The organism is Peribacillus sp. P4_C12, assembly GCF_056402095.1.
In genome coordinates this window covers 1-4,450 of sequence record NZ_JBFUIB010000305.1, presented here as the reverse complement: position 1 = coordinate 4,450, position 4,450 = coordinate 1, and the positions used below count along the sequence as shown (strand labels likewise).

3 protein-coding genes are annotated in these 4,450 nt (G+C 40.2%); all 3 read right to left on the bottom strand.

The window, feature by feature from the left end:
- Positions 1 to 336: 336 nt before the first annotated feature.
- Entirely contained in the window at positions 337 to 2,412 is a 2,076-nt protein-coding gene (gene topA, locus AC1DUW_RS21625) for a type I DNA topoisomerase (protein ID WP_477643424.1), read from the bottom strand.
- A 265-nt stretch (positions 2,413 to 2,677) separates the two neighbouring features.
- Positions 2,678 to 3,544, bottom strand: coding sequence for a DNA-processing protein DprA (gene dprA / locus AC1DUW_RS21620; RefSeq protein ID WP_053345312.1), 867 nt, complete (start codon positions 3,542 to 3,544; stop codon positions 2,678 to 2,680).
- A 120-nt stretch (positions 3,545 to 3,664) separates the two neighbouring features.
- A partial coding sequence (gene sucD / locus AC1DUW_RS21615) for a succinate--CoA ligase subunit alpha (RefSeq protein WP_477643423.1) occupies positions 3,665 to 4,450 on the bottom strand: 786 nt, incomplete at its 5' end.

Here is a 4,450-nt window from a genome sequence, read left to right as displayed (position 1 = left end):
CACCTATAAAATACTCGTTCCTGCTGACGACAATTATAAAACCCTATGCCACCAATCCTGCATTCTTCCTACAACCCAAGTTTCCTAAGATGGACAACGGACACAAAGAGGAATTATATCTTTAAGTTAATACACTTGTCCACTGAATTTTACATTACATGACCCAAATAAAAAAGTTTCAGGCTTTATCCAATTTCTTCTTGGAAATAAAATCCTCTTATTATGATGATAGCACACATCCATGAACATAAAGAAACTCGGCAGATGCCGAGTCCACATTTTATTCTGAGTTTCTCAATTGAACATAGAAATATGGGAGTAATTAGTCCACCTTTTCTAAGCTTGAGGTGTTTCTTTGAAATCACAATCCATACACTGTACCTGCACGCCTTTTTTGAGTTTTTTCTCAACAAGCRTACCTTCACATTTTGGACAACTACGAGGTAGAGGTTTGTCCCATGAAATGAAGTCACATCCTGGATAAGTATCACAACCGTAGAACAGTCGACGTTTTTTACTTTTCCGCTCAATGATGTTGCCTTCTTTACATTTCGGACATTTCACTCCGATTTCTTTAACGATTGGTTTTGTGTTACGGCAATCCGGGAAATTACTGCAAGCCATAAACTTTCCATATCGACCCATTTTAAAGACCATTTCATGTCCGCATTCTACGCAATCTTCCCCTGCAGGCTCATCTTTGATTTCAATTTTCTCCATTTCGACTTCCGCTTTAGCCAAATGAATAGCGAAATCTTTGTAAAATTCATCAATGACCTTAATCCATTCAACGCTTCCTTCTTCGACACTATCAAATTCCTGTTCCATCTTGGCAGTGAATTCTGCATCTAGAATATCCGGAAAGAATTCACGTATCAATTCAAGGACAATTTCACCAAGCTCAGTCGGGATAAATCGCTTATTATCAAGCGTAACATAGCCTCGTTTTTGAATCGTATCCAATGTAGGAGCATATGTAGACGGCCGGCCTATGYCTAGTTCCTCTAGTGTTTTGACAAGACGCGCCTCTGTATAGCGTGGCGGTGGCTGTGTGAAATGCTGCTTCGGTTCGACATCTTTTGAAAAGAATTGATCTCCTTTTTTTACATCTGGAAGGGCATTTTCCTTTTCTTCCACTGAGTCATCCGAACCTTCAACATATACCTTCATGAAACCTGGAAATTTAATTTTAGAACCATTTGCCCGGAAAATGACATCACCGTTGTGAAGGTCAATGCTCATTGTATCCATTACAGCCGAAGACATTTGACTTGAAACAAAGCGTTCCCAAATTAATTTATATAAACGGAATTGATCTCTAGATAAAAACTCCTTCACTAAACTTGGTTCACGTAATGTGCTTGTCGGTCTAACCGCTTCATGCGCGTCCTGAGCATTTGTCTGTTTTTTCTCCTTGCGCTGTTCAACCTGAACATAATCATCACCATAACTGTTTTGAATAAAGCTATGGGCTTCCTGCTTGGCAATATCCGAAATCCGGGTCGAATCCGTTCTCATATAAGTGATTAGCCCGACTGTACCTTCTTTTCCGAGCTCAATTCCTTCATAAAGCTGCTGAGCAAGCATCATGGTTTTCTTGGCACGGAAATTTAATTTCCGCGCGGCTTCTTGTTGCAAGGAAGAAGTCGTAAAAGGTGCAGCTGGATTACGCTTTCTTTCCTTTTTCGTCACGGTACCAATGGTGAATTCGCCGCCGCTTAAAGAAGCAAGTACTTTCTTGACATCTTCTTCCGTGTTTAATTCTTTCCGTTCACCACCAAGGCTGAAAAAGGAACCTTCAAACTGTTCATTTCCTTTAACAAAATCAGCCCTGATTGTCCAATACTCTTCCGGTACAAAGTCTTTGATTTCTTTCTCTCGGTCAATAATCATCCGAACAGCAACCGATTGAACTCGTCCTGCACTTAAGCCTTTTTTCACTTTTTTCCACAAAAGCGGGCTGATATTATATCCGACCAAACGATCCAATATTCTCCTTGCCTGCTGTGCATCAACCAACTTCATATTAATGGGTCTTGGTGATTTAAATGATTCTTTGATCGCTTCCTTCGTAATCTCATTGAATACGACACGGCAATCTGAATTAATGTCGACATCGAGACTGTGAGCTAAATGCCAGGCAATCGCTTCACCTTCTCTGTCGGGGTCAGCTGCGAGATAGATTTTTTTTGCTTTTTTTGCAGCTGTTTTCAATTCTTTTAGAACCGGGCCTTTGCCGCGGATAGTTATATATTTAGGCTCATATTCATTTTCAACATCGACACCCATTTGACTTTTAGGCAAATCGCGTACATGCCCCATGGAAGCCTTTACTTTATATTTTTTCCCTAAGTAACGTTCAATTGTTTTCGCCTTTGCGGGCGATTCCACAATCACTAAATATTCTGACATCCAATAAATCCTCCTCAAAGAGGTAATATAAATCTTCACTATTATTAATCATTCAAATTTCATTTGTCAACACCTCTTTATTTTTCAAAGCATGCTGATTTATTTAATTTTAGATATTTTAACAAGAGGTGTCATTTGCAAAACTTATAACAGTTTTACAATATTTTCAACCTTTTTGACTAAAATTTCAACCTATTCATCTAAAAAAGCACCTTTTTTGCTATTTCCCCTTCAATTTTTCCGTATATCTTCTATATTATATTGTTCAAAATTCTTCCTCAATCTGTAACGAACTCAAAACAAGTTTGGCTCCATCTTGAATTAATTGATTGGCCCCTAATGATTCTGGGCTTGATACGTTACCTGGAAGCGCAAATACCTCTCTGCCATGTTCAAGAGCTGCCTGTGCAGTTATTAGGGAACCGCTCTTTTCTTTAGCTTCTACCACAAATACTCCCTTGGATAATCCACTAATAATACGATTGCGAAGCGGAAACATCCAAGGTTCCGCCCTCATCGCCGGAGGAGTCTCAGAAAGCAATAACCCTTTATTGCTTATTTCTCTTGCAAGCGGGATATTAGATTTTGGATAAATTTGCAAAAGTCCCCCGCCCAAAACTCCAATCGTATTTCCACCTTCATCCAATGTGACTTTGTGTGCAGCCGCATCGATTCCAGCTGCCACTCCACTGATGATGACAAAGTTTTTCTGCACAAGTGGCGGTAAAATCGTTTTTAAGGCCTCTAGTCCATACCAGGTTGGCTTACGTGTTCCAACGACACCTAGAGTACTCTTCTTCTCTAGAAGCTGTTTATCGCCTTTAAAATAAAGCACCCATGGGGGATCAAATATCTGCCTCAGCAAAAACGGGTAATCTTCATCAAACATAGTCAGACATTTAATTTGGTTATATTCGTATTGCTTTACCTTTTTAATCGTATTAAGAGAATGTAAATCTTTCAGAAAGAGATTTAATTTATTTGAAGGTATAGGAAGGATTTCAGCCCATTCGGTGTACGTGGTTGTGAAAAGAGAAGAAAGGGATGGATTATAGGCCATAATTGTTTGGATCGTTTTCCATCCTGCTCCACGGCAATGATGGAGGTGGATTAATTTTTCTTTCCTGTTCAATTAGAAGCACCCCTAATCGGAAATTTTTAAAAGAAGATTAATTGCGGTTGTTAAGATGTGTTTCGGGGAGATTGAAGTGAAATAAAGACCGACCCAAAAAACAGGTCGGTCCATCTTAGATTAGTGTGTTTTGCAAGGTTCATACATGTCTTTTTCTTTAAGGACAGAAATCAAAGTTTCGCCCATAACGGATGGGGTCTCGGCTACTTTAATACCGCATTCATTCATAACGCGGATTTTCTCATCAGCTGTTCCCTTACCGCCTGAAATAATAGCACCAGCATGTCCCATACGTTTACCGGCTGGAGCCGTGCGGCCACCAATAAACCCGACAACTGGCTTCGTCATATTTTCCTTCACCCAGATTGCTGCTTCTTCTTCTGCTGTGCCACCGATTTCCCCAATCATGATCACCGCATGAGTTTCTGGATCTTCATTGAATGCCTTAAGTACATCAATAAAATCAGTTCCGTTAACAGGATCCCCACCGATACCGACAGCGGATGATTGTCCGATGCCTGCTTGTGATAATTGGTGAACGGCTTCATACGTCAAAGTTCCAGAACGAGAAACCACGCCTACATGACCTTTTTTATGGATATACCCTGGCATAATACCAATCTTACACTCTTCCGGACTAATAACACCCGGACAGTTTGGTCCAATTAAACGAGTTTTTTTGCCTTGCATATATCGCTTCACCTTAACCATGTCAAGGACAGGAATGTGCTCCGTGATACAAATTACAAGATCAAGTTCTGCATCAACCGCTTCAAGAATGGCATCCGCTGCAAATGGAGCAGGTACGTAGATAACAGATGCATTTGCTCCGGTTTCAGTGACAGCTTCGGAAACTGTATTAAATACAGGTGGAACAGAAGCGGAAGGGGTACCTGTATTTAATAC